This window comes from Brevundimonas sp. UBA5866 (assembly GCF_002432125.1).
GTDB lineage: Bacteria > Pseudomonadota > Alphaproteobacteria > Caulobacterales > Caulobacteraceae > Brevundimonas.
Genome location: NZ_DJFS01000078.1, coordinates 1 through 25515 on the forward strand (window position 1 = coordinate 1; position 25515 = coordinate 25515).

Genomic DNA, 25515 nt, shown 5'->3' on the forward strand with positions numbered 1-25515 from the left:
CCGTCCACAGATGACAGCACCTCATCGAGAGCGTCAGAACGTTCGATGATGCAGGGCGGCGGATTTGGGCCCGCTATCTGGACGAGGCCAGAACGGCGTCTTGATGGTCGATGTCCAGTCTTGATTAAACGGACGATATAGTCCATTTAGAGGCATGGCCCGTAAACGCACAGAGCGGAGCGACGCCGTGCGCCACCGCGAGCAACGGCGCTGACAAGTTAACCGGTCTGAGCAAAAACCAGACCTCCCCTTGCCGATTTTAGACCATTTGCGTCGCTGCCGACCAAGCGGTTTCGGCCTGACGTCGCAGTACGCGAAGACCGGGTCGAGAAATCAGATGCGGTTGAAGATTAAAGGCGTTGTAGATTGGGCCGTGGCTGGAGAGAAATCGTTGGGCCGAACCTTGGCTTTTGAACCTCTGCTGCTTTCGTTCTCGTCGACGAATGACGAGGTGAGAATTCTCGGCCCGATTGTTCTCACGCATCCCACCCGGCTGGTGACGCCCTTGAAGATGCAGGTCTTTTATCGCCGCACGATACGAGGCCAGTTTGTCCGTCACTATCGCTTCAGGATGAATGCCGGTGTTGCGAAGTAAGCGTCGTAACAACTTCAAAGCCGCGTGCTTATTACGTCGCTTTTGAACCAGCACATCAAGCACTTCGCCTTCGTCATCAACCGCGCGCCACAGATACATGCGGCGACCACGTATCCTGACAACTGCCTCGTCCAAATGCCATCGCCCCGTCGGACGATCGCGATTTCGGCGGATGTTTGCAGCAATCAGCGGACCAAACTTGTTCACCCAGCATCGGATGGCTTCACGGCTGACCTCAACCCCGCGTTCCGCCATCAACTCTTCAACGTCGCGGAGGCTCAGTGTGAAGCGAAAATACCAGCGTACCGCCTGACAGATGACCGACCCCGAAAACCGATGACGCTTGAACGATAAGCCAGACATAAAAACCTCCCTCTTTACCCCAAGTGGAGACTTTTTAGCGTTAGACTGTCAGCACCCCAGTGGCTACGATCAGGTGCCTGTGGTCGCCGATCAGGAACGCGTCGACAGCTATCACCAATTCGACGCCTATCTGGGCTGGGCCGCGACCGAGAAGGTCCGCCTGTACGCAAAGGTCGAGAACATCTTCGACGAGGCCCCGCCGCACGATGCCTCCTTCCCCGGTGTGCGCGCGCCTTATGACTTTGGCCAATACGATCTGCGCGGGCGCTATTTCCGCGTCGGCTTCGACGTCGCCTTCTGATCCAGACCGTCATCGAGAAACGAGAACCACGCGTGAAAAACGCCCGAAACATTGCCAAACGCTCCGCCGCCGCGGTACTGTTCGGAGCCGCCTTGATGGCGGCTCCGGCTCCGGTCCTCGCCCAGTCGCTGGATTACTATTTCCCGCAGGCCTCGGCGGCGGATTTCGATCCGTCCATTCCGACACCCGAGGCCTTCCTCGGCTATCCGGTCGGCACCCACTTCACCCGCCACGACCAGATCATTGCCTATCTTCGCGAACTAGCCCGCCTGTCGGACCGCGTGACCTTTGAGGACATCGGTCGAAGCTACGAAAACCGCACCCTCGCCTCGGTCGTCATCAGTTCGGCGGCCAATCAGGCGCGCATCGGCGACATCCAGCGCGCCCATGCCGAGGTGGCCAATCCCAACGGCGGCGCGATCAGCCCCGACCAGCCCGTCGTGGTGGGTCTGTTCTACAGCGTCCACGGCAATGAGACTTCCAGCGGCGAAGCCGCCCTGCTGACGGCCTATTACCTCGCAGCCAGCCGCTCGCCGGAGGTTCAGGACTGGCTCGACAAGGCCGTCATCGTCATCGATCCATCCCAGAACCCCGATGGCCGCGACCGCGCCGCCAACTGGCACAATGCGTGGCACAGCAATCCGCCATCATCGGACCCGCTGGACAAGGAACACGTCGAGGCGTGGCCCGCAGGGCGCGTGAACCACTATTTCACCGACCTGAACCGCGACTGGCTGGCCGTGACCCAGCGCGAAACGCGTGCCAAGCTGGAAGCCTTCCACCGCTGGAAGCCCAACTTCCAGATCGACTTCCACGAGATGGGCGCGGGCAGCACCTATTATTTCGAGCCGTCCCCGTCCTCGATGGAAAGCCCGCTGCTGCCCAAGGCGGCCTATGAGTGGAACGTGACCCTCGCCAAATACCACGCACAGGCGCTGGATGGCCTCGGCTCGCTCTATTACACCCGCGAGACATTCGACAATTTCTCGCCCGTCTATGGCTCCACCTATCCCGACTTCCACGGCGGCATCGGCGTAACGGTCGAACAGGCATCGTCGCGGGGGCTGGTTCAGGACACGGCCAACGGGCCGCTGACCTTCCCTTTCACCGTGCGTAATCAGGCCAATATCGGGTTGGCGACCATTCGCGGTGCCGTGGCCGAACGGGCGGGCCTGCTCCAGTTCCAGCGCGACTTCTTCCGCTCGGCGGTTGAACAGGGTCGCCGCCACACGGCACAGGCCTTTGTGTTCGGCGATGCGGCCAACCCAGGCCTGACGCGCCAGACGCTGGACCTGTTGCTGACGCACCGGATTCAGGTCTATCCCCTGACCGAGCGCGTCACACAGGATGGCCGCACCTATGAGCCGGGCACGGCCTATGTCGTCCCCTCGGCCCAGCCGCAGTTCCGGCTGATCCACTCCATCTTCGACAAGACCCCGCCCACCAATGGCGGCGTCTATGGCAGCACCTCCTATTCGGTGGCGCTGGCCTATAATCTCGGATCGAGCGGCCTTCGACGCGTCCCCGCCTATGGCAGCGCGGTAACCGCCGTTCCCGCCGCACAGGGCGGTGTCAGCGGCCCTGAAGCCGCCTATGCCTATGCCATCGACTGGCGCGACCTGAACGCACCCAAGGTGTTGGCCGCGCTCCTGAAGCAGGACATTCGTGTCCGCAACGCCTTCGAGCCGTTCACCAGCCGCACCCAAGGCGGCCAGACGGAATTCCAGCGCGGGTCACTGGTGATCACCACCGCTGGCCAGACACTGGACGCCACCCGGCTTCGCCAAGCCATCGACAAGGCCGCGCGTGATGCCGGTGTTGTGGCCCATGCCCTCACCTCCGGCCAAAGCGTGTCGGGCGTCGATCTGGGCAGCGACAACGTCCGCGTCGTTCGCGCACCGCGCATTGCCCTGATCGCGGGCGAAGGCGTCAACGCGACCGAGATCGGCTCGACGTGGTTCGCCCTCAGCGAGCGCCTGCAATATCCGGCCACGCGCCTTGATCCGTCGCAGATCGCCCGCGTTTCGCTGGACAACTATGACAGCATCGTCCTGTCGGGTGGGCGCTATGACAACCTCGGCCAGCCGACGGTCGACGCGCTCAAGGCATGGGTGCGTCGCGGCGGCTCTCTGGTGGTGTTCGGCAATGCTGCCCGCTGGGCACAGGCCAACGGTCTGGCCCCGCAGGCGGAGCGCGAGGAACGCGAACGCCCCGCGCCCGAGCGCCGCGACTATTCCGACCGCCAGTCGGTTCAGGGCGAACAGCGCACCGCCGGCAACGCCCTTTCCGCCGATGCCGACATCAGCCACCCGCTGGCGTTTGGCCTGACGCGCCGCGACCTGTTCGTGAACAAGGAGACGGATGTCACCCTGTCGCCTGTCGCCGATCCGTTCGCCAACGTCATCCACATCGACGCCACCCCGCAGGTGAACGGCTATTTACCCGAGAGCCTGCGCAAGGCCGCCGCGGGAACGGTATGGGCACAGGTCAATCCGGTTGGATCGGGCAATGTGGTCCTGTTCGCAGACGATCCGGCCCACCGCAAATACTGGCTGGGCACCGAGCGCCTGCTGATCAACAGCCTGTTCTTCGGCAACCACCTGTCCGCCAGCGGACGCCGCTAAAACACAAAGGCCGGACGAGTTGATCGTCCGGCCTTTTTCTTATGGGTTCGGCACCTCGGGTCGATAGCCCGTATCGAAGCGACAGGGCATGTCATAGCGGGGTGCCGCAACCCCACATGCCGCCGCGATACTGTCCGGCGAAGGCTTGGCCCCGCCATCCAGCCACGCGCTCAAAGCCTGGAATACCGCCACATATTGCGGCGCGCTCAGCAGGCTATGGGCGCTTTCCTCGGTATAGGTCTGCACCAGCAGGTCACCGCGCCCTGCGGCCTCGACACGATCACGATAGGCTGCCTGATGCCAGACAAAGGCGGTCGGATCGTATTTGCCGTGGATAGTCACGGTGGGCGCCACGATCATCCCCGACAGGTCGGCGTCATAGGCCAGTCGGGCGACCGCGGCTGGGTCTGCGGAAAAACGCTGTACCCCTGCATTCAGGGCCTGATCGTCGTCGGAGCCCGTGTAAACCGTGCGGCTGTTGTCGAAGGGGTTCAACCCGTCCAGACGGCGCTGCACCAGATCGCGGAACAGGAAGGTGCCCCATGCGAGGTGGCCCACCAACTGGTTCTCGCTGATACCGACCACATTCAGGATATTGGCCAGTCTGCGCTTTTGCTCATCGGTGCGTTGGCGCTCGGGCAGGCCGACGCCGGTGCAGGCCTTCACCCGTTCCTCCAGCTGGGCGCGGGTCAGTCGATTGCCTTCGCCCAGTCCCTGCCACAGCGGATACCGAGGCTCGTTGGCCGCCGGGTGGTTCTGGCAATAGTACTGATAGACCGCACGCAGGTCGGCGCGGAAGGTATAGGCCTTCGTGCCGCCCGCCAGAACGCCGCTGCTCAGCACAACGCCATCCCAGACCACCTGCCCCTCGGCATCGCGGGCATACAGTTCCGCCGCCTTGGCCGCGACGTTCCCGCCCCAGCTCTGGCCATGCAGTATGGTGCGCTTAGGGCGTCCGAAGGCATCCCAGAAAACCTGACGCACGTCATCGGTGTCCTCGGCGGCCATACGAACGCCATAGCCCCCGCGACGATAGGTCGAGCCCGTCCACGCATAGCCTTCACGCACCGTCATGGAGAAACGTTCAAGGTCCTCCAGCGGGTCATCGGCCCGGGGTGTGGCTGTGCGCGGACCACCGTGGGCATGAACCACCAGCGTCCCGTTCCAGTCCGCAGGAATAGCGGTCCAGTAGTAACCGCCCTTGGGTCCCTGCCCTTTGAAGCATCGCGTTCCATCCGGCAGATAGCTCGGACAGGTTGCAGGGGCGGGAGCGCTCGCTCCCGCCTGCTGCGCCACGGCGGGTGCCGTAGCCAATGCCGCAAGGCCTGACAGGGCCGAGATCCACAGACGGCTCATACCCTCACTCCCTCGATCGATCAGAACGACTTGGTGGCGCTGACGTACCAATAGCGGCCCCACGGACTGTGAACCGAGCCACGATAGCCGTTATCGGCCAGCGGCGGTCCCTGATCCGTCAGGTCACGGACACCCAGACGCACGCGGGTGTCGAACGGGAAAGCATAATCGACATACGCGTTGACGGTCTGGCGGCTGTCCACCTGCCACGGCTCACCGGATGTCCCCAGCAGGCCGGGCTGTTCAAAGCCGTCGATGTATTGGCTGGAAACCCCTGCGCGCCACGAGCCCTTGCGCCACGTCAGGCTGGCGTTGACGCGCCATTCCGGACGCCCGTTCTGGCCGATCAGTTGGGCGGAGTCCGGAAGGGTCGTGCCCGCATTGATCGTGCCTGCCGCCCGCGCCGCGTAAAGGGCGTTGACGATATCGCCCGGATCGCGCGTGAACTCGTCCAGCTTGCTGGCATTCACATTGACGATGAAGGTGCCGTATCTGGTCCGGCGCAGCGACCAGTTCATGCCGAGGTCCAGACCGCTGACGGTCTGCGGCTGCAGGTTGATGAAGCGGTCGTTGATCGACACCACTTCGCCAACCGGCGTCAGCCCCGTACCGTCAAACAGCGCGATATCCTCGGGCGTCGGTGCGCGGCGGTTCACCAGCGGATTCTCGCCACCCTCGACGCGGTTCAGATAATCCAGCGCCAGCGCGGTTTGCGCACCCAGCAGGCCGACGATCTTTTCCTGTTCGATCTTCCACTTGTCGATGGTGAAGGTGAACTGGCCAAAGCGGTCGGGAATAAAGCCCGGTTGCAGGACCAGACCGTACGAGCTGTTGGTGCTCTCTTCCGGCTCCAGATCAGGATTGCCCGCGACCAGCAGCGACGCGCCCGAGGTGTTCTGCGAACAGGCCGCGAAGTTGGCGATACGTCCTGCACGCAGGTCGGCCTCACAGCGCACATAGTCCACGCCGCTGGCCAGACGCGCATATTGGGTGGCGTTGGTCTGTTCCAGGTTCGGGGCGCGGAAGCCTTCGGAATAGGAGCCGCGGACACGTACGCCGGGGATCACATCCCAAGCAGCCGCGATCTTGGGCTTGGCCACCGAACCGAAGTCCGAATAGTGCTCGTAACGGCCCGCCAGCTGGACATCCAGCTGATAGACCAGCGGGATGTTCATCTCGGGCGAGACGACTGGAACGGCAAACTCCACATAGGTAGAGAAGACCTCGCGGCTGCCCTTGGTGTCAGGGTTGGGGCTGACGGCAGAGACGTTCGACAGATTGGTTTCACCCGTCACCATGTCGGTGAAGGTGAAGGTGCCGTCGAGGTTCTCGTCGCGGTCATCGCTCTGGGTTTCGCGGCGGGCCTCGATACCGAAGGCCATACCGACCGGACCTGCCGGAAGGTTGTAAATGTCACCCTTCGACAGCTTGAAGTCGGCCATTGTCAGCGTGGTACGCGACAGGCGGCGCATATCGAACCTGATGGCGTCGATCGCGGCCTGCGAACTGGGCGTGCAGTCACCGAAGCTGGTGGTTACCACACAACCGCCGCTGAACGGGTTGTAGGCATCCGGCGTGGACAGGGACAGCTGCTTCTGCAGCGCCGTCATGTTGATATTGGGCGAGATGTCCTCGGCCTCGGCCTCGGAATAGACCAGCGCCGTTTCCCAATCGAAACCGCGCCATTCACCCCTCAGCCCCGCCAGCACACGGGCCTGGTAATTATCGACCTTCACCACCTGCATGCCGGTATCGACAAAGCGGTAGTTGGTCATCAGCACCGGCAGGCCCGCCGCCGGAACATTGGTCAGCCCCGGCAGGCGGTTCGGGTTGGCTGTGCCATCCGCAAAGGTGACCGGACCGAACGGGTTGTAATAGTTGCTGGCCGGAATCCAGATCTGGTTCAGGTTCACGACCGGCGGCTGCACCGCGCGGCTGTGTGCCCCGTAATAGCCGATCTCGCCAAAGGCCTCGACGCCGTTGTCGAACTGATAGCGCCCTGTGGCGAAGACGTTGTAACGCTCGACCGAAGGGCGCACCGTCGTCTCGTGACGGGTGTCGTAACGCATCTCGCGGTTGGTGGTGTTGAAGTTGTGGTTGCCACTGGCGATGCAGATGTCGCCGCCCACATTCACGCCGCAGCCAAAGCTGGACGGCTGATAGCGGAAAGCGCCCGCCGAGTTCGTCAGTGCCACACCGTTCGACCGGATGACGGCACGGCTGCCGACCGACAGACGCGCCCAGGGCGTGTGCGAGGATCGGCCATCCAGCGCCTGCACACCGGCAAAGTCCGGATAACCGGCAAACAAGCCGCGCAGATCGTCGGTGTAGGTGAAATCCTGATCCGAGGCCCACAGCGCCGTACGCGAGGCATAGTTGGCGAACAGGGAGATATTGCCGCGGTCAAAATTCCTGCCCGCAAAGATATTGGCCTCGAGGTCGCGCATCTGCGTGCCCTCTGCCCCGCCGTAGCGGGTGCTGACGGTCACGCCGTCGATATCACTGCGAAGGACCGTGTTGACCACGCCCGCAACGGCATCGGCACCATAGATGGCCGCCGCGCCATCCAGCAGGACTTCCATCCGCTCCAGTCCCGAAACCGGAAGCGCGTTCGAGTTGTAGCTGAGGACAGGAACCGTACCGGTGTCCGACGTCCCCTGACTGGTCGGGTGCTGGACCAGACGACGACCGTTGAGCAGCACCAGGGTGTTGCCCACACCCAGCGAGCGCAGGTTCACCGAGTTCACATCGCCGCGCGCCGAGTTCGACGTCTGCGGATTATTGGCGCTGTCGAACAGAACATCGCCCATCTGTGGGATAGTGCGCAGCAGCTCGTCACCCGTCGTTGCGCCCGTCGCCTCGATCTGCTCGCGGTCGGCCACCACCACAGGCAGGGCCGCCGTCGTGCGGGCACCGCGGATGTTGGTGCCCACGACGACGATGTCCTCGACCTGGGTCACCGTTTCGGGCTGGGCCTCCTGCGCATGGGCAGCGCCGGACATGAGCAGCGCCGAAGCCGTGCTCAGCAACAGCATCTTGGTGTGCATCTTCATTTTCCTCTCCCTCGCCGCCCTTTGCGGGCGGTCCTGTATTTTGTGCGCGTCGCGATCAGTCGTCGGTCAGCGCCAGATCATCCCCCGGCCCCGCCGCCGGATCCGGCGCTGCGGCCAGAGGTTGCGGTTTGCCGTTCAGCGCTGCGGTCAGCGCCTCCTTATCCAGACGGTTTTCCCAGCGGGCGACAACGACGGTCGCAACGGCATTGCCGATGAAGTTGGTCAGTGCGCGGCATTCGCTCATGAAGCGGTCGATGCCGAGGATCAGGGCCATGCCCGCTACCGGAACGCCGGGCACCACCGACAAAGTCGCGGCCAGAGTAATAAAGCCGGCTCCCGTAATGCCGGCCGCCCCCTTGGACGACAGCATGGCCACCAGCAGAAGGGCGATCTGGTCACCAAGGCTCAGTTCAATGTTCAACGCCTGTGCGATGAACAGGGCCGCCATCGTCATATAGATGTTGGTGCCGTCCAGATTGAACGAATAGCCGGTCGGGACCACCAGTCCGACGACGGACTTTTCGGCGCCAGCACGCTCCATCTTCTGCATCAGGCTGGGCAAGGCGGCTTCGGACGACGAGGTGCCCAGCACCAGCAGAAGCTCTTCCTTCAGATAGCGTATCAGCTTGAAGATATTGAAGCCATTGAACAATCCAACAAGGCCAAGCACCACCACCACAAACAGCAGCGACGTCAGATAGAAGGTACCGATCAACGCCGCCAGATTGGCAATGGAGCGGATGCCATAGGCACCAATGGTGAAGGCAAAGGCACCGAAGGCCCCGATGGGTGCGGCCTTCATCAGGATGGCCACCAGTTTGAACACCGCGACACTGATGTTCTCGAACAGGTTCAGAACCGGCTTGCCGTGATCGCCCGACATCGCCAGAGCGATACCGAACAGGATCGACACGAACAGAACCTGAAGGATGTCACCCTTCACGAAACCGCTGATCAGGGTGTCGGGAATGATGTTGATCAGAAAGCCCGTGATGGTGCTGTCGTGAGCAGCCTGGGCGTACTGGGCCACAGCCCCTGCATTCAGGGTGGCAGGGTCGATGTTCAGACCGCGACCCGGCTGGATCACATTGGCCGTAATCAGTCCGATGATCAGCGCCAACGTGGAAAAGACGAGGAAATAGCCGAACGCCTTGGCAGCCACGCGGCCCACGCTGCCCAGATCGCGCATACCGGCAATGCCGGTAACGATCGTCAGGAAGATCACCGGCGCGATGACCATCTTCACCAGCTTGATGAAGGCATCACCCAGCGGCTTGAGGCTCTCGCCGAAGTTCGGCCAGAAGTGACCGATGAAGGCCCCCGCCACAATGGCCACAAGGACCTGAAAATACAGGTGGCGATAGAACGGCCGACGAACGACCACGGGGTCCGATGCTACAGGTATCAACCGTATGCCTCCTGGTGCGAAAACTCGCTTACTTCCTCACTGGCGCGATCTACGCCGCGTTGGAGGCAAGTATGCGGGGTCCATATATCGCCACAAACCAGAATGCGTGATTTCAGTAGATATTGTTTTTGTACAGAAAAATTAAATACGGCCGCTCTGAACGCTGATCATTGTGCGGATTTCCGCACACGAATATAGCCATGTTGTGCGATATTCCGCATAACTGGCGACATGAGTGATTTGTCTGCTGTCACCCACCGCCGGAAATCCCAACGCGCATGGATCGCCATGATTCTGGCGTGGCTGTTTGTGACGGCCACGGGGGCCTGGGTATGGGGCGAGCAGGCCCGCCGCGAGGCCTATTCCGAACTGTCCCGTCAGGCAGACGCTTCGGCGGCTCTGCACGCCTCGGTCCTTCGCAGCGAGATGGAGAAGTACCGCGCCCTTGCCCCCGCGATGGCCAGTGATCCGGATGTGATCGCCACACTGCGCACAGGCTCAAAGTCCCGTGCTGAGATCCTGAACCTGCGACTGGAAGAGCTTTCAAATCGCACGCGGACCTCGGCCATCTATGCCGTGTCCGCCGACGGCATCACACTGGCGGCCAGCAACTGGAACACCCCCGTCAGCTTTGTCGGCGCAAACTACAGCTTCCGGCCCTATTTCATCCGCGCCCTGCAATCGGGCTATGCCGAGTTCTTTGCCCTGGGCACGGTATCGCGCCAGCCGGGCCTGTATCTGGCGCACAGGGTAATAGACAGCGACGGCACCCCCTTGGGCGTGACGGTGGTGAAGGTCGAGTTCGACGCCCTTGAGGCCGAGTGGCGCGCGGCGGGCGAGCCTGCCTATGTGGTCGATCCCGGCGGCGTGGTGCTGGTTACCAGTCAGCCCGAGTGGCGTTTCCATACCCTGCGACCGATGGATGCGCGTATGCGCCAGCTCACTCTGGCCGATCAGACCTTGGGCAAGGACGCCCTGACGCCCCTGCCCTTCCAGACCCCGCAAGACCATGACGCACGGGTGGTCACGGCCTCTGTCGACGGCGTGGCGCAGGACTGGATGCACGCCAGCTCCCCCACATCCTCGCCCGGATGGACGCTGCATCTGCTGATGCCTTCACGCGGCGCTGTCGAAACCGCCATAGCCAATGCGCGGATACTGGCCGCCCTGTTCCTGACGCTGGCTTTCGGTATTGCCGGTGTGCTGCTGCGTCGGCGCCAGAGGCAAGCCGCCCAGCAACGCGCCGCCGAGCGGAACCGGCTTGAGCTGGAACGTCGCATCGAGGAGCGGACCCGCGACCTGCGAGACGCCAACGCCGCCCTCAACAACGAAATCGAAGAGCGCGTCCGCGCAGAGGCCAGCCGCGAAGCCATGCGCCACGAACTGGTACAGGCCAGCAAGCTGGCGGCACTGGGACAGATCGCTGCCGGTGTCGCCCACGAGATCAACCAGCCTGTAGCGGCCATCCGCACACAGGCCGAAACCGCAACCGCCTATCTGGATCAGGGCCAATCGCCCAAGGCTGCCGGTGCCCTTGAAAGAATAGGTGCCCTGACCTCGCGCATCGGGGCCATAACCCATGAACTGCTGTCCTTTTCGCGAAAGACAGAGCCCAAACTACAGCCCATCGACCTGAATGAAGCCATAGACGGCGCCCTGTTGCTGCTCGGCGGGGCCTTGCGACAGGCGGATGTGCGGCTGGAACGCGATACCGCCAATGTCGGCTATGTGATCGGGGACCGTTTCCGTCTGGAACAGGTGATCGTCAACCTGATGCAGAATGCGATGGAGGCGCTGGAAAACACGCCTGCCCCCGCCATCGTCCTCAAGGCCGAACAGAGCGGTACTCAGGTTGTCGTCACCATTACGGACAATGGCCCCGGTATCGACGCGGATCTTATCGGGCAGCTGTTCACGCCCTTTGTCACCAGCAAGCCGAACGGCGTGGGCCTGGGTCTTGTCATCTGCCGCGACATCATCGCGGGCTTCGGTGGCGAGCTGAGCCATGTGCCGACACCCAGCGGCGCACGTTTTGCGATTGTCCTGAAATGCACGACATGACCCCGCCCCTGACAGTGACCGGACATGGGGGACTGAACCACATCGCCCTGATCGAGGATGATGATGACTTCCGATCGGCCCTTGGCGAACGTTTGGAGCTGGCCGGTTTCAAGGTCGAGGCCTATTCCCGCGCCGAACAGGCGCTGTCCTCGCTCAGCGATGACTTCGCCGGCGTCGTCATCAGTGACCTGAGAATGCCGGGGCTGGACGGCCGTCAGGTGCTCACACGTCTTCAGGCGCTTGATCCGTCCCTGCCGGTGATCCTGATCACCGGACACGGTGACGTCGCCGATGCGGTCATGGCCATGCGCGAGGGGGCCTATGACTTTGTCACCAAACCCTTCGCCTTCGAGCGCCTGTTTGAAAGCCTGAAACGGGCACTGGAGAAACGGGCTCTGGTTCTGGACAACCGACGCCTCGCCGCCCTGGCCGCCGACGCGGATGTCGAACTGCCCCTGCTGGGAGACAGTACGGCGATCCGGAAGCTGCGCGCGACCATCACCCAGATCGCCGATGCCCGTATGGATGTGCTGATCGAGGGCGAGACTGGCACAGGCAAGGAAGCTGTGGCCCGCGCCCTGCACAGTGGTGGACGTCGCCGCCCCCACCCCTTTGTGGCGGTCAACTGCGGGGCCCTGCCCGAGGGTTTGATCGAGAGCGAGCTGTTCGGCCACGAGATGGGGGCCTTTGCCGGGGCCATGCGCCACCGCATCGGCCATGTGGAGCGGGCCCACAACGGCTCCCTGTTCCTCGATGCGGTCGAGAGCATGCCGGTTCCCGCGCAGGTCAAACTGCTCCGAGTGCTCGAAGAGCGCGAAATCCATCCCATCGGGGCGCACCAGCCACGTCATGTTGACCTGCGCGTCATGGCCTCGGCCACGGGCGACCTGCAACAAGCCGTCGCCCAGGGCCGTGTCCGAGAGGACCTTTATTACCGTCTGAATGTCGTAAGGCTGTTCGTGCCCCCCCTGCGCGAAAGACGCGAGGACATTCCCCTGATCTTTGCCAGCCTGCTGGCCCGTGTACCCAGCCGCCCGAAGGGCGAGATGCCGCAGATCACGGATGCCGTCCGTGCCCACCTGATGGAACACGACTGGCCGGGCAATATCCGCGAGCTGTCACATTATGCCCAGCGTTTCGCTCTGGGGCTGGAAACAACCGCGTCCGTTCCGCTGGCAGATGCAGGTGGCCTTGCCGAGCGTGTCGCCCGCTTCGAGGCCAGTATATTGAACGACACGCTTCAGGCGACGGGGGGCAATGTCGCCGAGGCCATGAGCCTTCTGCAACTGCCCCGCAAGACCCTGTACGACAAGCTGAAGAAATACGGCATCCAGCCCTCGCGGTTCCGCGCCAGCGATTAGCCGGCCATCAGTGCCTTTGCAGTTCCAGCTGGATGACGTCCGTACGGCGCGAGCGGAAGCCCGCTTCGCAATAGGCCAGATAGAACAGCCACAGACGGCGGAAACGTTCATCGAAGCCCGCATTGTCACGGACTATGCCACTCCAGGCGGCTTCGAATCGGCACGACCATTCGGCCAGTGTCCGCGCATAATCCAGACCGAAACGCTCGATCCGGCCTCTCTCGAGGCCTGTCCTGTCTATCACTTCGGCCAGTCTGGCTTCGGAAGGCAGCGAACCGCCGGGGAAGACATATTTCTGGATGAAATCGGTCCGCGCCTCGTATTCTTCGAACAGTTCGTCCTGGATGGTGATGATCTGCAGGCCCGCCCGTCCGCCGGGCTTCAGGACGTCATGCAGCTTGCCGAAATAGGTCGGCCAGTATTCACGCCCCACCGCCTCGAACATCTCGATCGAAGCGACACGGTCAAACCGGCCCTGAACGTCGCGGTAGTCCTGAAGACGGATATCGACCTTATCGGCCAGACCGGCCTTGAACACACGCTCGCGGGCGAACTCATATTGCTCCACCGAAATGGTGACGCCTGTCACATGCGCACCGACCTGCGCCGCAGCGAACTCTGCAAAGCCGCCCCAGCCGCAGCCGATCTCGAGGACTTCGTGACCGGCCTGCAAATCCATTATCCTGGCCAGCGACGCATATTTCGCAGTCTGGCCATCGCTCAGGGACTGTTCATCACCGGCGAAACGCGCCGACGAATAGGTCATGCTCTCGTCCAGCCATGAGGCGTAGAAGCGATTGCCCAGATCATAGTGGGCGTGGATGTTGCGCCGTGCGCCGCGACGGCTGTTGCGGTTCAGCTTGTGGGCAATGCGGTTGAAGACATTCACCAGAGGATTGCCGTCGAACAGCCGCCGGATATGGTCATAGTTGTTGACCAGGGTTTCCAGCAGAACCGGAAGATCGGGACTGTCCCACTCTTCGGCCATAAAGGCCTCGGCAAAGCCGATGTCACCGCTTTTCAGAACCCGCGCCGCCAAGCGGTAGTTGCGGATACGCAGCACGGCCGAATGGCCTTCATCCGGACCGGCCAACTGACGGGTGGACCCGTCAGGCAGGATGATGGTCAGCCGTCCCCATGACCAATTGGCCGACAGAAGCTTCAAAAACAGATCAAATACCGAAAACCCGACGGACGGGTTGCCGGATGCGCCTTCATACACGGTCGACATAGCAATCCTTGAAAATAGGGGTTTATCAGCGGCCCAGACGGCTCTCGTGCGGTACCCTCTGGGGGGACACGGGATCCCGGGCGGGCTGGGGCTGTTGGGTCAGCGGCACACGCTTCAACCACAGTTTAAGCGCTTCCCAATGGATGGCCGCCACGACCTTGACCGTCAGGAAGGGCATGGCCGAAGCCGCGCCCAGAACAGCCCTGTCTGTCAGGTCCACCCTTCGCCCCTTCATGGCCGCTACGATCAGCACACCCTCGGCATCCAGACCGTTGATCGTCATATCCAGCCCTTCGGCCGGCGCGTGGCCGCGAAAGGTGTAGTCCATCTCCATACCCATAAAGGGCGAGACATAGAGGGCCTTGGCCGCGCCCTGATGTATGCGCCCCGCCGCCCGATCCTGTTCGGGTACCGGAACCACATAGGCATGGCGGATGCCGAAGGTACTGGTCACCTCATAGACCATCGCCCTCAAACGCCCATCGGCATGATAGGCGTAGTACAGGCTGATGGGATTGAAGACGAACCCCAGTACGCGCGGCATGGTCAACAGCCGCACCGCCCCGCCCTCAAGATCGATACCGGCCCGCGCCAGCCATGCATCCACCTGTCCGCGCAGGTCGATCCCCGAACGGTCGCCATAGTCGCGGTCATAAAATGACAGCAGGTTGAATCGATTGCGGGAGAACAGCTTCAGGCGCCGGTCCAGCGCATCCAGTTCCGACAGGTCCAAAGACAGCCAGAATACGCGATAGTTCAGCCTGTGCTCACGCGGTCGCAAACGCCGGTGCATGACCTCGCCGCGATAGAGGGCAGACTTCAAGCCGCCGTCTCCATCTCCACCGAGTTGCCAAGCACAATACGGCCGCTCTCATCGGGAACGGTCCACGGACGACGCACGCCGCCCAATTGTTCGGCCACGGCCAGACCGGACTGGATACCGTCTTCATGGAAGCCTGCGCCGAAATGCGCCCCGCAGAACCAGACCCCGCCCTGCCCTTGCAGGCTCCACAGCTGCTTCTGTGCGTTGATCGCCGCAGGATTGAAGACGGGGTGCTCATAGACCTCGCTACGCAGCAGGGTATCGGGCCGTGGCGGACGCGGCGGGTTCAGGGTCACGAACAGGTCCTGTCCCTTCAGTCCCTGAAGACGGTTCATCCAATAGGTCACACAGAGACCGCCACCGACACCGATATAGTTCCAGCTGGCCCAGGCCTTGCGACGGCGCGGCATCAGCGTCTCGTCGGTGTGCAGGACCGTCAGGTTGCGGCTGTATTTGAACGCGCCCAACAGTTCGCGCTCGCGCGCGGTTGGCTCTGCCAGCATGCCCAGAGCCTGATCGGCATGGGTACCGATGACCACATGGTCATAACGTTCGGTCTTGCCCTGGGTGTCGTGGATGACAACCTGACCGTCAACCCGGCGAACGGACACCACACCGCAGTTCAGGCGCACATCGTCAAGGCTGCGGGCCATCTGCTGCACATAGGTGCAACTGCCCCCCTCGACGGTACGCCACAGGGGGCGACCCACCAGCTTCAACAGGCCGTGGTTGCCGCAGAAACGGATAAAAGCCTCTGCAGGATAGTCCATCAGGGTATGCGCCGGCGAAGACCAGATCGCCGCAGCCATCGGCAGCAGGTGATCATCCCGGAACGCTTCGCTAAAGCCCCGATCCTTCAGGTATTGGCCCAGGGTCAGATCCGGATCGCCCAGACGGGCCAGATCGACGGGAGCCTGACGGTAGAAGCGCATGATCTCCGTCAGCATCTTCCAGAAGCGCGGGCGCACGACATTGCGCTTTTGCGCAAACAGACCGGGTGCCGCGTACTCGAAGCGTCCCTCATCCAGCGAAACGGCAAATGACATGTCGGTTTCGCGGGCCTTGATGCCCAGATGGGCAAACAGGGCGATCAGATTGGGATAGGTCGCATCATTGAAACAGATGAAGCCGGTATCGACAGGCACCTGACCGGAAGCCGTGCGGGCCATCACCGTATTGGTGTGTCCACCCAACCGCTCGGCTTTTTCATAAACGGTTACATTGTGCTTGCCCGCCAGAAGCCAGGCCGAGGAAAGAGCCGCAATGCCAGAGCCGACAACCGCAATCTTTAGCGGGGCTTGCGTGGCATTCACTGTAGGCTGGCGCATAAGAACTCCTGGTGCCGCGTCAGGTGCGCGGTGCATTCCGGCTATCTACGAGCCTCGCCATATTTTGGATCAGCAGTGATCCACTCTATTGCGGCAAACGTAAGTGTATGCATGCATGTTCCAACTGTCGCCATTGCGCCGTCAAAGAAGAGTTCCGGGATGACATCCGATTCCTCGGATTCTTTCTTGCACGACCGTCTTATCGAGGCAGTAGCCCTACATCGCGACCGCGACGCCTTTGCCCGCCTGTTCGAATATTTCGCGCCCCGTCTCAAGGCATGGCTGATGAAGTCGGGCGCGACCGCCGCCGCCGCCGAGGATTTCGCACAGGACACCCTTCTCACCGTCTGGCGAAAGGCTGATCTGTTCGACGCCCGCAAGGCCCGCGCTGCGACCTGGATTTTCACCATCGCCCGCAATCGCAGGCTGGACATGCTGCGCCGTGACAACCGCGCCGCACAGGTACCGGAAATCGAACTGACCTTCGACGAGGTTGAACGGCCTGACGATATACTGGTCGCTTCCGATGAAGCCCGCCGCGTCCATCGCGCTTTGGCCCAGCTCAAGCCGGATCAGGTCGAGATCCTGAAACTGGCCTATTTCGCCGAAAATCCGCACTCCGTCATCGCCGAGCAGCTCAACCTTCCGCTCGGTACCGTCAAGTCCCGCATTCGAAACGCCGTGATCAAACTGCGCACCCTTCTGGAGGTCCAGGAGGAAGCTTCCCAATGATACAGACCCACAATCCTTCCGAAGAGCGTCTGCTGGCGTATGCCACAGGGACGCTCAGCCCTCCCGAGGCCGTCGTCGTGGCGACCCATCTGTCCCTGCGCCCTTCCAGTGACCGCTTTGTACGCAAGCTGATGGCTATAGGCGGCAACCTGCTTGAGGACAGCCCCCCTGCGCCGATGGCACAGGATGCGCTGGACCGCGCGCTCGCCCGTATCGAGACCGATACAGGATCGTGCGAGGCGCCGCCTGCCCTCAACGATATGCCCGAACTGCCCGAGCCCCTGCGTCGCTATGCGCTGGGCAAGTGGCGCTTTGTCGGCCCCGGCATCCACGCCCGTGCCGTGCATGCCCCGCGTGACGGCAAGACACGCGTATTGCTGCTTAAAATCGATCCGGGCCGCTTTACGCCGCGCCACACCCACTGTGGCGTCGAGCTGACCTGTGTCATCTCGGGGGCCTATGCCACCGAGACACAGCGCTTCGATGTCGGTGACCTTGAAGAAGCCGACGAGTCCATACTGCACCAGCCGCGCGTCGTTTCCGACGAGCCGTGCCTGTGCGTGGTGGCGCTGGACGGTGAAATCCAGCTGGAAGGCTTTCTCGGTCGGCTGATGCAGCCGTTTGTGAAGCTTTGACCGCCCTGCTGCTGCCTTGGGCTGTGGCGGCGGCGCTGATGGCAGCGGTCATGTCCGCGGCCTTCGTGACCCAGCAGAAAACAGGCCAGGGCGGCTGGGCCGATGCCTTCTGGGCATTCGGCCTCGGGGCCGCGGGCGTGCTCGTATCGCTCTGGCCCGTTGAGGGCGCACCGGATGTGCGTCAGTACCTCTGCGCCGCCCTGATCGGTATCTGGGGCCTGAGGCTGGGTACACACATCGCCGGACGCGCCGCGAAAGAGGACGAAGACGCCCGCTATGCCAAGCTGCGCTCGGAATGGGGCGAGGCGTATGCGGTCAAAATGTTCGGCTTCCTGATGCTTCAGGCAGGCGCGGCTTCGGTTCTGGTGCTCGGTGTCTTGGTGGCCGCGCACAATCCTGCGCCGGCGCTCTCGGTACAGGATGTGCTGGCGACGGTCGTATTCATCGTGGCGATCGGCGGCGAAGCCTTGGCAGACCGTCAGCTGGCCGCATTCAAGGCCGATCCTGCCAATCGTGGAAAAATCTGCGACAAAGGCCTGTGGGCATGGTCGCGCCACCCCAACTATTTTTTTGAATGGCTCGGCTGGTGTGCATGGCCCGTATTCGCCATCAATCTTGGCGGGGGCTGGCACTGGGGTTGGGCCGCGCTGATCCCGCCGCTCTATATCTACTGGCTGCTGAATGCCGTATCGGGCGTCCCCCTGGTAGAAGCGCATATGAAACGTACGCGCCCGGAGGCTTTCGCCGCCTATTCGGCGCGTACCAGCCGCTTCTTTCCCCGCCCTCCGCGCAACTAGAACATACGGATCAGACGCGAAGCGATCAGATAGGCCAGAACCGACGAACCGGCGCTGACCACCGTGCCCCAAGCGATGTCGATCACCACCAGTTTCACGCTCCAGCTCTTCAGCGTCGCCAGATTGGTCAGGTCGTAGGTGGCATAGGCGAAAAAGCCGAACAGACCGCCCCATACCAGGGCCTTCTTCCAGTCCATTCCCGATAGACCCGGCAGAACGGCAAACACGGTCAGGCCCGCCGCATAGATGGCATAGAAAATGACAGCCGGTGCAATACGGAAATTATCCGCCAGCATCGTGCCGATCAAAGGACGGTATACCCTGTCCCCCATTGCCCCCAACCAGGTGGTGTCGATGATCGCAAACACGACCAGCGTCACCAGATAGGCAATCGCTATAGTCATTCTGTCACTCCTTGAGGTTTGATCCATTACGCCTGCACAGTAGTGATGGATCAACAGCAACGGCCGCGAAGAGCGCGCCCTTGGCCCGCAAATGAGCCGCTCGATCATAGGGCGAACAGCGATAAATCTGTCTACAGCCAAGCTGAGTCATGCCATATTCCCGACTGCATGCCGGCGGTTGAACGGCCCCTGCAATCTTGTTGAATGTCAGTAGGCTTTCCATGACGCGTTTGCAGTTGATGACCTGGAATGTGTCGACCGCAACCCTGCCCGATGCCTATGACCGATATGTTGTGGGAATGGCCGACATCTATGATGTCAGTGGCGTCAGCGAATACGATCGCGCCAATTTCTATAACATCGCCCACAGCGTCATGAGCCCGTTCGGCGCTATCGGAGACGGTCGCTCGGTACGCCAGACCCTCTCGCGGGATACCGCCCTTGTCCGTCGTTCGGGCCTGGATGGGCTTAACCTGTTCATCAATGCCTCAGCCACGGTGGGCGAGGCTGCGGGCAAGACCGTTCTTGCCGAACCGTATGCCCTGCAATTTCGCGATATGGGCCGCCCCTCCGCGGCCCGTCAGGACTATCTGGACGTCATGAGCCTGATGATCCCGCGCAATCTGGCCCCGGCGGCCCTGTTGACGAAGGAGATGCACGGCGTCGCCCTGTCACCGTCCGTGTCCGGCGTCGGGCTGGTCCGCAAACATATGCGCTCGCTCATAGACGAGTTGCCCAACCTTACAGAAGACACGCTGGACACCTCGATCCAGGCCCTGTTGCTGATTGCCTCGCGCGTCTTGGGCATTGAAATACGCCCCAATGCCCCTGAGCTGGCGTCGATACAGCGCACAGTGCGACGCGGGGCCATCGATTATATCGAAAAGCGGCTTCAGGCCGGTGAGATGGTCATCGATGTCGATGCCATGTCGGCCTCATTGGGCGTTTCGCGCGCCACCCTTTACCGCGCCTTCGATGGCGATGCGGGCGGTGGAGTGAGCCGATATATCCAGAACCGCAGACTGCACTATTCCCGCGAGGCTCTGCGCCATCGCCAGCGTTCGCAATCCGTCGCCGAGATCGCCGCCACCCACGGCTTTTCCTCGTCCAGCCACTTCAGCCGTCTGTTCAGGGAAACCTATGGCTATTCGCCATCGGAGGTGGAACCACGGCGAAATGACGTGAAAGTCACCAGGAGCGAAGGCCCGATCCGCCACGATCTGCTCAGCGCATGGCTGACGGAACTGGGGCGCCAAAAGACCGGTTGAACCGAAGAAAAGGCGCAGCCGGTGATCCGGCTGCGCCCATTCCCATCGCGCTTAGCGCCCGCGCAGGAAGCTGCGGACGTCCGCCGAGAGTTTGCGTAAATCCTGCTCGCGCACATACATCATGTGGCCGGATTCATAGTAGTGGTATTCGATGCGGCCATCGGTCGGGAAACCCGGACGGTTCAACGAATATTCCGCGCCATAGAATGGCGTCGCAAAGTCATAATACCCCTGCCCCACAAACACCCGCAGGCTGCTGTTCTCGCGCAGGGCACGACCGATATAGGGCGCGACGTTCAGATAGCTTCGTCCACCACCGGAACCGGCAATCTCCCATTCCCAGCCACGCACACCGCCAATGGATGAATACGGCATGGCCGGCGAGTATTTCAGACCTTCGCGCGCCCAGTCATTCATCGCAGCCGTATAGGCCCCGTCGATACCGTAGAAGCTCGGGTCATTGTCTGGCTCCTCACCGGCATTGTCATAGTCGACACCCGTGTAGCGCCCGTCCAGACGGCCTATGGTCAGGCCGCGGTCCCGCAACAGCTCCTTGTAGAAACGGCCCAGCGGAACACGCAGGTTCGACTGGCGCAGATACCGCTCTGACAAGCCGGTAAAGCGCATCAGATCCGGAAGGATGGCCGCGATTTCCGGCTCGCTCAGAGCATTGCCCTTGATCAGCGCTGAGGCATAGGGACCGATCGCAAAGGTCCGGGCCTGATCGACAAACTCGGCCACGTTTGCAGGCTTGTTGCGGACCACGTCATGGTACCACGCTGCCGCCGCCATCGAAGGCAGATTGGTGACGAAGCCGAGTTCATTGCCCTGCGCCTCGGAGGCCTGGCTGAAATCCAGAATGGCCGAGATCAACAGGATGCCGTTGATGGACACATCCGAATAGCCGCCCTCCAGTTCATTGATCACAGCCGCCGCACGGGTGGTGCCATAACTTTCACCCCCGATGTATTTCGGCGAGTTCCAGCGGCCATGTTCGCTCAGCCACAGGCGGATAAACTCCGCCACCGAACGGGCGTCCTTGGTCACGCCCCAATAGTCCTTGGGATCCGTATCGCCCAGAGCGCGGCTGAACCCCGTGCCAATCGGATCGATGAAGACCAGATCAGTCACATCCAGCAGGGACTCGGGGTTGTCCACGATTGGAAATGGCGCGGCCCCGTCATCACGGGCATCGGACGGCACCACCACCCGCTTCGGCCCGAACGCCCCCATGTGCAGCCAGACCGAGCCTGACCCCGGGCCTCCGTTCCAGAGGAAGGTCACCGGACGGTTCGGATCGCGCGGGCCGTCCTTGATATAACTATAGGACGTCATGGCCGCTAAAGGCTTGCCGTTCTTGTCCTTGAGATAGGTCTCACCGGCAATGGCGCGATAGCTGATACGCTGTCCGCCAAACACGCCGGTGTGCTGGGTGACCGACACCACCGGAGCCGGAATCGCACCCGCCCCTGCCTCGCGCGGTGGCGTATCCGGACGTGACGCACTCTGCGAGAGCGCAGGTCCCGCCAAGGCTATTGCCGATGCGGCGACGGCCAGAAAATGTCGCATGAAAACTCCCCCTCAGGACATTACAGGCCCAGATACAGGGAGTCTTGATGTGTCATGCAAGGAAGAAATAGCCACGGCAGGCACTGTGCCGAATAAATACAAGTGCGCGGTCTGGCGGAAAGCAAATCTAGTTGGGCCACCCACTCCCCCAAGCGGGTGGCCCAACCACTGGATCAGGTGAACCGGGTGTCTTTCGACAGCGACTGGTTTTCCCCCTCCAGCTGCTCGACGTCAGACGCCGTGCAGGTGTCGAAAAGCCTGTAGCATCAAGCCACAAGCCAAAAGCAGACCTGCTACCAACGTCAGGATGATCACCATCCTGGCGTTCCGGTGCAGGAAACAAAAGACGGTCCCCACCATCTCTGCCCCCCTCGCAAGTGCGTGGATATGAAACACAACACTGCGAGAGCCGCAAGCTGTATGCCACCCTAAAATAGTTGCGATTTGGGAAACAACACGCGTTTTAGACGAGACGACTCTGAACAATCGCGGCTTGCACGAAACTGGCGAACAGGGGGTGCGGCTGGAACGGACGGCTCTTGTACTCGGGGTGGTACTGGACGCCGATGAACCACGGATGGTCCCGACGCTCGACCGTTTCCGGCAAGACTCCATCCGGTGACAGACCGGCAAAATACAGCCCGCCCTTCTCCTCGATGGCCTCACGATAGTTGATGTTCACCTCATAGCGGTGACGGTGACGTTCCGATATGGAAGTCGTGCCGTAAACGCGTGCAATCAGCGAGTCGTCGGACAGGGTAGAGTCGTATGCACCCAGACGCATGGTACCGCCCAGATCGCCGCCCTGCTGGCGCAGAACGCGCTGGTTGCCCTGCGTCCATTCCGTCATCAGACCGACCACCGGCTCTGCCGCAGGACCGAATTCGGTAGAGGTCGCATTGGGGAAACCGGCCAGATGGCGGGCTGCCTCGATAACCGCCATCTGCATGCCGAAGCAGATGCCAAAATACGGGATCTTGTTTTCGCGGGCATAGCGGGCCGCCTGAATCTTGCCCTCGGCCCCGCGCTCGCCAAAGCCGCCCGGCACCAGAATGGCGTGGGCGTCCTGCAGGCGGTCTGCGCAGGCCTGCGGATCGCCTTCAAAGGTGTCGGCCTCGACCCAGTCGATGTTCACCTTGACGCGGTTGGCCACGCCACCGTGCATCAGGGCTTCGATCAGCGACTTATAGGCGTCCTTCAGGACCGTGTACTTGCCGACGACGGCGATGTTCACTTCACCTTCCGGCTGCAGGCGGCGGCGGACGATCTCTTCCCAGCCCGACAGGTCCGGCTCGGCCGCGTCGTTCACGCCGAAATGCGCCAGGACCTGCGTGTCCAGACCTTCGCGGTGATAGTCGATCGGCACGGCATAGATGTCTGCCGAATCCATCGCCTGGATGACGCTGTCCGGACGGACGTTACAGAACTGGGCGATCTTGCGCTTTTCGTCGGCGGGGATTTCAGCCTCGCAGCGGCACAGCAGGATGTCCGGCTGGATACCGATGGAGCGCAGCTCCTTGACCGAGTGCTGGGTCGGCTTGGTCTTCATCTCGCCGGCCGTCTTGATGAACGGCAGCAGCGTCAGGTGGACAAAGCAGGACTGGCCGCGCGGCAGGTCCTGACCGAGTTGGCGGATGGCCTCGAAGAACGGCAGGCCCTCGATATCGCCGACCGTGCCGCCGATCTCGACCAGCACGAAGTCCACGTCCTCGCCCTCGTCGGTCTTGGCCGGATTGAGGACGAACTGTTTGATCTGGTCGGTGACGTGCGGAATGACCTGTACGGTCGCGCCGAGGTAATCGCCACGGCGTTCCTTCTCGATGATGGTCGAGTAGATGCGGCCGGTGGTGATGTTGTCGGACTTGGCCGCCGAAACGCCGGTGAAACGTTCGTAGTGGCCCAGATCGAGGTCCGTCTCCGCGCCGTCGTCGGTCACGAACACCTCACCGTGCTGGTAAGGCGACATCGTACCGGGGTCGACGTTCAGATAGGGGTCGAGCTTTCGCAGTCGAACCTTGTAACCGCGCGCTTGAAGAAGCGCGCCAAGAGCGGCGGAAGCGAGGCCTTTACCAAGGGAGGAAACCACGCCGCCAGTGATGAACACATATCTAGGCATGGGAGGGAACCCTAACCTATTTGGCGCAGCGCGTCAGTCGAAATTCGCTGGCTGTAACGCTTGTTCACAACAAAAAAGAAGCGCGCCCCGATGGAGCGCGCCTCATAAACCATAGGTTTTCCAGAATTTTACTGTGCCGGTGCCGCCGGAGCCGGTTGAGCCGGAGCTGCCGAAGGCAGGCTGGCTTCCAGATCGTCCAGCGACAGGGTGGACGGCTGGGTCGGTGCCGGAGCCGCCGGGGCATTTTCCTGCGGCTGGGTCGGTTCACCCAGGGCAATGGAGCCGACAGCGTCAGCATCGATCACCGAACGCGAACCGCGCTCCATGTTACCGGCTACGGTCAGCGCGATGGCGCAAATGAAGAAGGCCGCGCCCAGAATGGCGGTCGTACGGGTCAGCAGGTTGCCGGCACCGCGCGCGGTCATGAAGCCGGAGTTACCGCCTCCCATGCCCAGGGCCCCGCCCTCGGAGCGTTGAAGCAGGATCACCCCGGTCAGTGCGACCGAGATAACAATCATTACGACGAGCAGGATGGTCTGAAGCATGGCGTCATTCATGTGGGCGCGTAAGTGCGCCGATCAAGGGGCGGCGTCTAACATTGATAACGGCGGGGAGCAAACCCCGCCGCAATATTAGACAGCGCGAATAATACCGAGGAAGTCTTCGGCCTTCAGCGAAGCACCGCCGACCAGTGCGCCGCCGACTTCGCTGACATTGAGAATTTCCTTGGCGTTCGACGGTTTCACCGAGCCGCCGTAAAGGATCGGGGCCTTCTCGCCCCCGGCCCCCAGACGGGCGACGATGGCGGCACGAACGGCCACGTGGACTTCTTCGATCTGTTCCAGCGTCGGGGTCAGGCCCGTACCGATAGCCCACACCGGCTCATAGGCCACGGCAAATGCCTTGCCCGCCAGAGATTGCGGCAGGGACTGCATGACCTGTTCGCTGACGACGCTCACGGCCTGTCCGGCTTCGCGCTGTTCCAGCGTTTCGCCGACGCAGATGATGGGCTCCAGACCGGCTGCCAGCGCGGCTTCGGCCTTGGCGGCCACGTCTTCGCTGGTTTCCCCAAAGCCCGTACGGCGTTCGGAGTGGCCCAGAATCACAAGGCTGGCCCCCGCATCCACGATCATTTCGGCAGAGATGGAACCGGTATAGGCACCACTGCTCGCGGCGTGGCAGTCCTGACCGCCCACTTCGATAGCGGATCCACCGACAGTGGTCGACATACGCTCGATCAGGGTTGCGGGCGGGCAAAGTGCGACACGGCAGTTTGCGGCTTCGGCATCCAGAGCAATGCGCAGGGCAGCAGCCTCTACAAGGCTCTCCCCGACGCCGTTCATTTTCCAGTTGCCAGCGATCAGCTTCAGAGATTCGGTCATGGCCTCTTTAAGCCACACCCCCCGCCCCGAGCCAAGACACCGTAACCCCGACTTGCGCGCAATGGCCCCAACCAAAACGGCCTCTGCGACGTAAAGGAGGGTCCTGCG

Annotated in this window: 20 protein-coding genes; 8 read left to right on the forward strand and 12 right to left on the reverse strand. The window is 62.1% G+C overall.

Annotated features, from left to right (window positions below; translation table 11 throughout):
- Positions 1-259 precede the first annotated feature (259 nt).
- On the reverse strand, positions 260-958 hold the full coding sequence (locus B3H86_RS09905) for an IS6 family transposase (RefSeq protein WP_292053421.1): 699 nt from the start codon (positions 956-958) through the stop codon (positions 260-262).
- A gap of 73 nt (positions 959-1031) precedes the next feature.
- On the opposite strand from B3H86_RS09905, the gene B3H86_RS09910 reads away from it, so the two are divergent.
- Positions 1032-1259, forward strand: coding sequence for a TonB-dependent receptor (locus B3H86_RS09910; RefSeq protein ID WP_292053422.1), 228 nt, complete (start codon positions 1032-1034; stop codon positions 1257-1259).
- 32 nt (positions 1260-1291) lie between these two features.
- Positions 1292-3883 carry a M14 family zinc carboxypeptidase gene (locus B3H86_RS09915; RefSeq protein ID WP_292053424.1) on the forward strand — a complete coding sequence of 864 codons (2592 nt, stop codon included), beginning with the start codon at positions 1292-1294 and terminating at the stop codon, positions 3881-3883.
- A 39-nt stretch (positions 3884-3922) separates the two neighbouring features.
- On the opposite strand, the gene B3H86_RS09920 is transcribed toward B3H86_RS09915, so the two are convergent.
- From B3H86_RS09920 to B3H86_RS09930, 3 genes are read right to left on the reverse strand one after another with little or no spacing between them, the layout of a single operon-like run.
- Complete coding sequence (locus B3H86_RS09920) at positions 3923-5239, reverse strand: hypothetical protein (protein WP_292053425.1); 1317 nt, start codon at positions 5237-5239, stop codon at positions 3923-3925.
- Between the two features lie 20 nt (positions 5240-5259).
- Positions 5260-8292: a TonB-dependent receptor plug domain-containing protein gene (locus B3H86_RS09925; protein ID WP_292053427.1), complete on the reverse strand. Its 3033-nt coding sequence runs from the start codon at positions 8290-8292 to the stop codon at positions 5260-5262.
- 55 nt (positions 8293-8347) lie between these two features.
- The gene (locus B3H86_RS09930; protein ID WP_292053429.1) at positions 8348-9700 is read right to left on the reverse strand and encodes a dicarboxylate/amino acid:cation symporter; all 1353 of its coding nucleotides are present in this window, start codon (positions 9698-9700) and stop codon (positions 8348-8350) included.
- Positions 9701-9931: 231 nt separating this feature from the next.
- On the opposite strand from B3H86_RS09930, the gene B3H86_RS09935 reads away from it, so the two are divergent.
- Positions 9932-11761: a sensor histidine kinase gene (locus tag B3H86_RS09935; protein WP_292053431.1), complete on the forward strand. Its 1830-nt coding sequence runs from the start codon at positions 9932-9934 to the stop codon at positions 11759-11761.
- Complete coding sequence (locus tag B3H86_RS09940) at positions 11758-13122, forward strand: sigma-54-dependent transcriptional regulator (RefSeq protein WP_292053433.1); 1365 nt, start codon at positions 11758-11760, stop codon at positions 13120-13122. Before B3H86_RS09935 ends, B3H86_RS09940 begins: the two co-directional genes overlap by 4 nt.
- 7 nt (positions 13123-13129) lie before the next feature.
- Here B3H86_RS09940 and B3H86_RS09945 read toward each other — a convergent pair whose 3' ends face one another.
- From B3H86_RS09945 to B3H86_RS09955, 3 genes are read right to left on the reverse strand one after another with little or no spacing between them, the layout of a single operon-like run.
- Positions 13130-14353, reverse strand: coding sequence for an SAM-dependent methyltransferase (locus B3H86_RS09945; RefSeq protein WP_292053434.1), 1224 nt, complete (start codon positions 14351-14353; stop codon positions 13130-13132).
- Positions 14354-14378: 25 nt separating this feature from the next.
- Positions 14379-15176 carry a DUF1365 domain-containing protein gene (locus tag B3H86_RS09950; protein WP_292053436.1) on the reverse strand — a complete coding sequence of 266 codons (798 nt, stop codon included), beginning with the start codon at positions 15174-15176 and terminating at the stop codon, positions 14379-14381.
- Positions 15173-16504, reverse strand: a complete 1332-nt coding sequence (locus B3H86_RS09955) for an NAD(P)/FAD-dependent oxidoreductase (protein WP_292053438.1) — start codon at positions 16502-16504, stop codon at positions 15173-15175. Before B3H86_RS09955 ends, B3H86_RS09950 begins: the two co-directional genes overlap by 4 nt.
- 186 nt (positions 16505-16690) lie before the next feature.
- Here B3H86_RS09955 and B3H86_RS09960 point away from each other — a divergent pair, with 186 nt between their 5' ends.
- From B3H86_RS09960 to B3H86_RS09970, 3 genes are read left to right on the forward strand one after another with little or no spacing between them, the layout of a single operon-like run.
- A complete protein-coding gene (locus tag B3H86_RS09960; RefSeq protein WP_292053440.1) occupies positions 16691-17236 on the forward strand; it encodes a sigma-70 family RNA polymerase sigma factor in 546 nt (181 codons plus the stop codon).
- Positions 17233-17871 carry a ChrR family anti-sigma-E factor gene (locus B3H86_RS09965; RefSeq protein ID WP_292053442.1) on the forward strand — a complete coding sequence of 213 codons (639 nt, stop codon included), beginning with the start codon at positions 17233-17235 and terminating at the stop codon, positions 17869-17871. The genes B3H86_RS09960 and B3H86_RS09965 overlap by 4 nt, the downstream gene beginning before the upstream one ends.
- Positions 17868-18668 carry a DUF1295 domain-containing protein gene (locus B3H86_RS09970; RefSeq protein WP_292053444.1) on the forward strand — a complete coding sequence of 267 codons (801 nt, stop codon included), beginning with the start codon at positions 17868-17870 and terminating at the stop codon, positions 18666-18668. The genes B3H86_RS09965 and B3H86_RS09970 overlap by 4 nt, the downstream gene beginning before the upstream one ends.
- On the opposite strand, the gene B3H86_RS09975 is transcribed toward B3H86_RS09970, so the two are convergent.
- Entirely contained in the window at positions 18665-19072 is a 408-nt protein-coding gene (locus B3H86_RS09975) for a DUF2177 family protein (RefSeq protein WP_292053446.1), read from the reverse strand. The two genes, B3H86_RS09970 and B3H86_RS09975, sit on opposite strands and share 4 nt — an antisense overlap.
- Positions 19073-19293: 221 nt before the next feature.
- On the opposite strand from B3H86_RS09975, the gene B3H86_RS09980 reads away from it, so the two are divergent.
- Positions 19294-20340 carry a helix-turn-helix transcriptional regulator gene (locus tag B3H86_RS09980; protein WP_292053448.1) on the forward strand — a complete coding sequence of 349 codons (1047 nt, stop codon included), beginning with the start codon at positions 19294-19296 and terminating at the stop codon, positions 20338-20340.
- 51 nt (positions 20341-20391) lie between these two features.
- On the opposite strand, the gene B3H86_RS09985 is transcribed toward B3H86_RS09980, so the two are convergent.
- The 4 genes from B3H86_RS09985 to tpiA form a co-directional block, all read right to left on the reverse strand.
- On the reverse strand, positions 20392-21909 hold the full coding sequence (locus tag B3H86_RS09985) for a S10 family peptidase (RefSeq protein ID WP_292053449.1): 1518 nt from the start codon (positions 21907-21909) through the stop codon (positions 20392-20394).
- 463 nt (positions 21910-22372) lie between these two features.
- A complete protein-coding gene (locus B3H86_RS09990; protein ID WP_292053450.1) occupies positions 22373-24025 on the reverse strand; it encodes a CTP synthase in 1653 nt (550 codons plus the stop codon).
- A gap of 128 nt (positions 24026-24153) precedes the next feature.
- Positions 24154-24570, reverse strand: a complete 417-nt coding sequence (gene secG / locus B3H86_RS09995; protein WP_292053452.1) for a preprotein translocase subunit SecG — start codon at positions 24568-24570, stop codon at positions 24154-24156.
- Between the two features lie 87 nt (positions 24571-24657).
- Entirely contained in the window at positions 24658-25407 is a 750-nt protein-coding gene (gene tpiA / locus B3H86_RS10000) for a triose-phosphate isomerase (RefSeq protein WP_292053455.1), read from the reverse strand.
- Between the last annotated feature and the right edge of the window lie 108 nt (positions 25408-25515).

Bases quoted from the DNA above. Each gene is read 5' to 3' on its own strand.
- B3H86_RS09955 (WP_292053438.1), bottom strand. From the start codon at position 16,504: ATGCGCCAGCCTACAGTGAATGCCACGCAAGCCCCGCTAAAGATTGCG.
- B3H86_RS09975 (WP_292053446.1), bottom strand. From the start codon at position 19,072: ATGACTATAGCGATTGCCTATCTGGTGACGCTGGTCGTGTTTGCGATC.
- B3H86_RS09925 (WP_292053427.1), bottom strand. From the start codon at position 8,292: ATGAAGATGCACACCAAGATGCTGTTGCTGAGCACGGCTTCGGCGCTG.
- tpiA (WP_292053455.1), bottom strand. From the start codon at position 25,407: ATGACCGAATCTCTGAAGCTGATCGCTGGCAACTGGAAAATGAACGGC.
- B3H86_RS09920 (WP_292053425.1), bottom strand. From the start codon at position 5,239: ATGAGCCGTCTGTGGATCTCGGCCCTGTCAGGCCTTGCGGCATTGGCT.
- secG (WP_292053452.1), bottom strand. From the start codon at position 24,570: ATGCTTCAGACCATCCTGCTCGTCGTAATGATTGTTATCTCGGTCGCA.
- B3H86_RS09940 (WP_292053433.1), top strand. From the start codon at position 11,758: ATGACCCCGCCCCTGACAGTGACCGGACATGGGGGACTGAACCACATC.
- B3H86_RS09990 (WP_292053450.1), bottom strand. From the start codon at position 24,025: ATGCCTAGATATGTGTTCATCACTGGCGGCGTGGTTTCCTCCCTTGGT.
- B3H86_RS09905 (WP_292053421.1), bottom strand. From the start codon at position 958: ATGTCTGGCTTATCGTTCAAGCGTCATCGGTTTTCGGGGTCGGTCATC.
- B3H86_RS09935 (WP_292053431.1), top strand. From the start codon at position 9,932: ATGAGTGATTTGTCTGCTGTCACCCACCGCCGGAAATCCCAACGCGCA.
- B3H86_RS09945 (WP_292053434.1), bottom strand. From the start codon at position 14,353: ATGTCGACCGTGTATGAAGGCGCATCCGGCAACCCGTCCGTCGGGTTT.
- B3H86_RS09985 (WP_292053449.1), bottom strand. From the start codon at position 21,909: ATGCGACATTTTCTGGCCGTCGCCGCATCGGCAATAGCCTTGGCGGGA.
- B3H86_RS09980 (WP_292053448.1), top strand. From the start codon at position 19,294: ATGACGCGTTTGCAGTTGATGACCTGGAATGTGTCGACCGCAACCCTG.
- B3H86_RS09965 (WP_292053442.1), top strand. From the start codon at position 17,233: ATGATACAGACCCACAATCCTTCCGAAGAGCGTCTGCTGGCGTATGCC.